Raw genomic sequence first — 4,944 nt, forward strand, 5'->3', positions numbered from 1 at the left:
GCCGCGTGTTCGGCCGGGGTCACGAACGCGCCCAGGGCCGCCCCCAGCACCACCCCCCCGCCCTTGTTCGGCGCGGGCCCCCGCCCGCCCCCCCCTCTCGTTCGCGCTCAGCCCTTCACGCAGACGACCTGCTTCAGCTTCGCCACGACCTCGACCAGGTCACGCTGCTGCTCGATGACCTGCTCGATCGGCTTGTACGCGCCCGGGATCTCGTCCACGACGCCGGAGTCCTTTCGGCACTCCACGCCCCGCGTCTGCTCCTCCAGGTCCCGCGTCGAGAAGCGCTTCTTCGCCGCGTTCCGGCTCATCTTCCGGCCCGCGCCGTGCGACGCGGAGTTGAAGGACGCCGCGTTGCCGAGGCCCTTCACGATGTACGACCCCGTACCCATCGAGCCCGGGATGATCCCGTACTCGCCGGAACCCGCGCGGATCGCTCCCTTACGGGTGACCAGCAGGTCCATCCCGTCGTAGCGCTCCTCGCTGACGTAGTTGTGGTGAGCGCTGATCTCCTGCTCGAACGTGACCCTGGCCTTCTTGAACTCCTTGCGGATCACGTCCTTGAAGAGGCTCATCATGATCGAGCGGTTGTAGCGCGCGTACTCCTGCGCCCAGAACAGGTCGTTGCGGTACGCCGCCATCTGCGGGGTCTCCGCGATGAAGACGGCGAGATCGCGGTCGACCAGGTTCTGGTTGTGCGAAAGGCTCTGGGCCACGCCGATGTGGTGGTCGGCCAGCTCCTTGCCGATGTTCCGCGAACCGGAGTGCAGCATGAGCCACACGGAACCTGTCTCGTCGAGGCAGAACTCGATGAAGTGATTTCCGGAACCGAGCGTTCCCATCTGCTTGGTGGCACGCCCCTCCCGGAACTTCACCGCGTCCGCGACCCCCTCGAACCGCCCCCAGAAGTCCTCCCAGGGCGCATTGGCGAAGCCGTGGAGCCGGCTCGGGTCCACCGGAGAGTCGTGCATGCCGCGCCCCACCGGGATCGCCTGCTCGATCTTGGAGCGGAGGCGGGACAGGTCGCCGGGGAGGTCGTTCGCGGTCAGGGACGTCTTCACCGCGCTCATGCCGCAGCCGATGTCGACGCCGACCGCCGCCGGGCACACCGCGCCCTGCATCGCGATCACCGAGCCGACCGTCGCGCCCTTGCCGTAGTGGACGTCCGGCATGACGGCCAGGCCCTTGATCCAGGGCAGGGTCGCCACGTTGCGCAGCTGCTGCATCGCCGCGTCCTCGACCGACGTCGGGTCGGTCCACATCCGGATGGGGACCTTCGCCCCCGGCACCTCTACGTATGTCATGAAATCCCCCGATGTCGGGCCTGCGTCCAACCTCGTTGGACCTGAAGTCTGAAAACGCAAATACCGGAGCCAAGGTCGACGAATCGGTCGCCGGACCGGCGTCCACGGCAGTGCGTGCGATAGACATTGTGGTCATCGGCCGCACCAGGGCGGCAACCGAATTAGCCCAGTGAGGAGCCCCCACGGTGCAGCGGAAGTCCTACGCGTACGTGCCCGGCGTCGCCGTGCTCCTGACGGCGCTGCTCGCCGGGTGCACCGGGAGCCCGGACTCGGGTGACGGCGGGGACGACGCGAAGCCGGGCGAGGTCAGCGCGTCGGCGCCGGCGGCGAAGCCGGGCCGGTACCGGACGCTGCCGGAGCCGTGTGCCCAGCCGGAGCGGGCGACGCTGGACGAGATGCTGCCGGGCATCGCGGAGGTTCCGGATCAGCGCCAGCGCGAGAAGGCGTACGAGGGGACGGCTTCGGCCACGTACGACACGGACCGGCGCGTGGGGTGCAGTTGGAAGGACGACTCGGCCGAGGGCGGGGTTCACCGGCTGACGCTGGATTTCGAGCGGGTGGTGTCCTACGACGCGCGGGTGAGTGACGACGCGCGGGCCGAGGGCGTGTACGTGGCGAAGGCGGGTCGGGCCGGTCTCGAGGTGGCGCCGACGGAGTCCCCGGAGGGTTCGGCGGGGACGGGTTCGGCCTCGCCCGACGCCTCTGGTGCGCCCGGTTCCTCGAAGGGGGCCTCTGCTTCCGCTTCGGGGTCCCCGGCCAAGACGTCCAAGGGCAAGAAGGAGAAGAAGGGGGACGCTGACGCCTCGTCGGAGGCGCCGTCCGCCGACGAGGCCGAGCTGGGGCCGCGGCTGCTCGACGATCTGGGGGACGAGGCGTTCCTGAACGATGTCCTGGCGGGGCCGGAGGCGGCGCCGCGGCGGACGGTGACTGTGGTGTTCCGCACGTCCAACGCGTTGGTGACGGTCGAGTACGAGGCGCAGTCGGCGTTGTCCGGAGAGGTGCCGGACAGCAAGGAAATGCAGGACACAGCGCGTGAACTGGCGCGGACGCTGGTGGGGAAGTTCGGGGAGTAGCACGGGCGGGGGCGGGTGTCCGGCGTTCGGTGAGGCTCGGCGGGCGGGGCGGCTTCGGCGTACGGTGGCTGCTCGGACCCGGGTTCGGGGTGGTGCGTGTGTGCCGCCGCGGAGTCGGGGCCGTGGCCCTGTCAGCGACCTGGTGAAGGAACCATGCACCGTCCGACCAAGCGACTCACCCGCATTCTCGTCTGCGCGGCCGCCGTGCCGGCGGTTCTCGTCGTAGCCGGCTGTTCGTCCGACTCCGGCTCGGGCTCCGACGAGGGGGCGAAGAAGGGGTCGGGGGCGAAGGCGTCCGCCTCGGCCGCTCAGGGTGCGGCGAAGAAGAAGGTGGAGCCGGCGAAGTTCGCGACGCTGCCGCAGGCGTGTTCGGCGTTGTCGAAGAAGACGCTGGAGGATCTGGTCCCGAAGGGGGACAGCAAGGCGGGTTCGTCGGACGACGAGACGGCTCGGGCGAGCTGTTCGTGGTCGAGCCTGGACAACAACGGTGTGAAGGGTTCGCAGTACCGCTGGCTGAATGTCTCGTTGGTCCGGTTCGACTCTGATGTGAACCGGGGCAGTGGTGCGGAGCTGGCCGCGGACTATTTCGCGAAGCAGGTCAAGGACGCGCAGGCGACCGACGGCGCGAAGGACGTGAAGACGTCGGCGGTGTCGGGCACGGGCGACGAGGCGTCGCTGGTGCGTTACGACCGGACGTACAAGGACAAGAAGAAGGACGTCACGTCGAAGCAGCAGACGGTCGTGACGCGGGTGGCCAACGTCGTGGTGACGGTGGACTTCAATGGTTCGGGTCTGGCGGGCGACAAGACGCCGGACGCGGGTGAGCTGTCGAAGGACGCGGAGAAGGCGGCGAAGGAGCTCGTGGCCGCGGTGGAGAAGTCGGGCGAGGCGAGTTCCGGTGCGGGTGACGCGTCGGCGAGCGCTTCTCCGTCGAAGGGCGCTTCGAAGTCTCCCGATGACAAGGCGTCGAGCAAGAACTAGCTCTCGCTTCAAGGGATTTGAGGAGCCCGGCCCCTTTTGGGTGCCGGGCTCCCGGCGTACCGGCCCGCGGGGGCCGGGCGGCATGTGCCAGTCTGTTGCCGCAACATGCCCAACTGGGAGGGGAGCTGGAGTGGCCGGGCCACTGAAGCTGACACGGACGCACCGGATACTCGTGGGGGTGGTCGTCGCCGGCGCGGTGATCATCGCGGCGATCGGTTTCGCCGGTTCGTACGCGGCCGTGCGTGAGCTGGCCATCGAGAAGGGTTTCGGGAACTTCTCGTACGTCTTCCCGATCGGTATCGACGCGGGTATCTGTGTGCTGCTCGCGCTGGATCTGTTGTTGACGTGGATCCGTATTCCGTTCCCTCTGCTGCGGCAGACGGCGTGGCTGTTGACGGCGGCGACGATCGCGTTCAACGGTGCGGCGGCGTGGCCGGATCCGCTGGGTACGGGTATGCACGCGGTGATTCCGGTGCTGTTCGTGGTGGCGGTGGAGGCGGCGCGTCATGCGATCGGCCGGATCGCGGACATCACTGCGGACAAGCACATGGAGGGTGTGCGGATCACGCGCTGGCTGCTGTCTCCGGTGCCGACGTTCCTGTTGTGGCGGCGGATGAAGCTGTGGGAGCTGCGTTCCTACGAGCAGGTGATCAAGCTGGAGCAGGAGCGCCTGGTGTATCAGGCGCGGCTGCGGTCGCGGTTCGGGCGGGCGTGGCGGCGGAAGGCTCCGGTGGAGTCGTTGATGCCGCTGCGGCTCGCGCGGTACGGGGTGCCGCTGGCGGAGACGGCTCCGGCGGGGCTGGCAGCCGCGGGGATCGAGGAGCCGCAGCTTCCGGTGCTGCCGGTGGCGGCGGGTCCGGAGCGGCAGCAGCTGCCGGCGGGGCAGGGGCCGCAGGGCCAGGGCCAGGGGCCGGTTCGGGCGCAGGCTCCGGTGCCGGTCGCGTCGGCGGAGGCGGTGGCGGAGGCCGCGGACGTGCCGAGTCAGTGGTTCGCGCAGCAGCGGCAGGTGGAGTACCACGGCGGGTACGACCCGAGTTTCGAGCCGCCGACGTTCGTGCCGGAGGAGGAGCACCAGGACTGGTACGAGGAGCAGCCTCAGCAGATCCCGGTGCCGGTGCCGCGTCCGCGGGCGGCGGAGCCGGAGCCGGTGGTGCAGCAGGAGTTCCCGGTGCCGGACGGGGCGGGTGGCACGCGTCCGCTGGGTGACGGCGCGCCGCAGCCGCAGCCGCAGGAGGCGCAGGCGGAGGGCGCCGCGGCTCCGTCGGACGAGGATCTGTACCAGGTGTTCCGGTACTCGATAGACGGTGAGGGCATGCCGACGCCGGCCGCGTTCCAGGCGAACGTGGAGGCGACGTACGGCGCGCAGCTGGAGCAGCGTGATCTGGCCCGCTACCACGAGCTGTTCAGCAAGCGGCTGAACGCCGAGCTGATGGACGACCACATCGCCTGAGCTCGGGGGGCGTACGGAAAGGGGGGGGGCCCGGGGGGTGGGGGGGGGGCCCCCGCGGGCGGGGGGGGCGGGGAGCCCCCCCCCCCGCTCCCCCGTCGACCTCCTCGTCAACAACGCGGGGTTCGGCAACAAGGGCCGT

The 4,944-nt window shown here is 69.9% G+C and carries 4 protein-coding genes; 3 read left to right on the forward strand and 1 reads right to left on the reverse strand.

The features are described 5' to 3' along the window. Positions 1–107: 107 nt before the first annotated feature. Entirely contained in the window at positions 108–1,301 is a 1,194-nt protein-coding gene (locus ACFW9D_RS09615; RefSeq protein ID WP_384619730.1) for an RtcB family protein, read from the reverse strand. Positions 1,302–1,486: 185 nt separating this feature from the next. On the opposite strand from ACFW9D_RS09615, the gene ACFW9D_RS09620 reads away from it, so the two are divergent. From ACFW9D_RS09620 to ACFW9D_RS09630, 3 genes are all read left to right on the forward strand, one after another. Continuing rightward, positions 1,487–2,374: a DUF3558 domain-containing protein gene (locus tag ACFW9D_RS09620; RefSeq protein ID WP_384619733.1), complete on the forward strand. Its 888-nt coding sequence runs from the start codon at positions 1,487–1,489 to the stop codon at positions 2,372–2,374. A gap of 153 nt (positions 2,375–2,527) precedes the next feature. After that, a complete protein-coding gene (locus tag ACFW9D_RS09625; protein WP_384619734.1) occupies positions 2,528–3,355 on the forward strand; it encodes a DUF3558 domain-containing protein in 828 nt (275 codons plus the stop codon). 130 nt (positions 3,356–3,485) lie between these two features. Then, positions 3,486–4,805, forward strand: coding sequence for a DUF2637 domain-containing protein (locus tag ACFW9D_RS09630; protein ID WP_384619737.1), 1,320 nt, complete (start codon positions 3,486–3,488; stop codon positions 4,803–4,805). Positions 4,806–4,944: the final 139 nt, after the last annotated feature.

The organism is Streptomyces sp. NPDC059524 (genome assembly GCF_042749255.1).
GTDB lineage: Bacteria > Actinomycetota > Actinomycetes > Streptomycetales > Streptomycetaceae > Streptomyces > Streptomyces xanthii.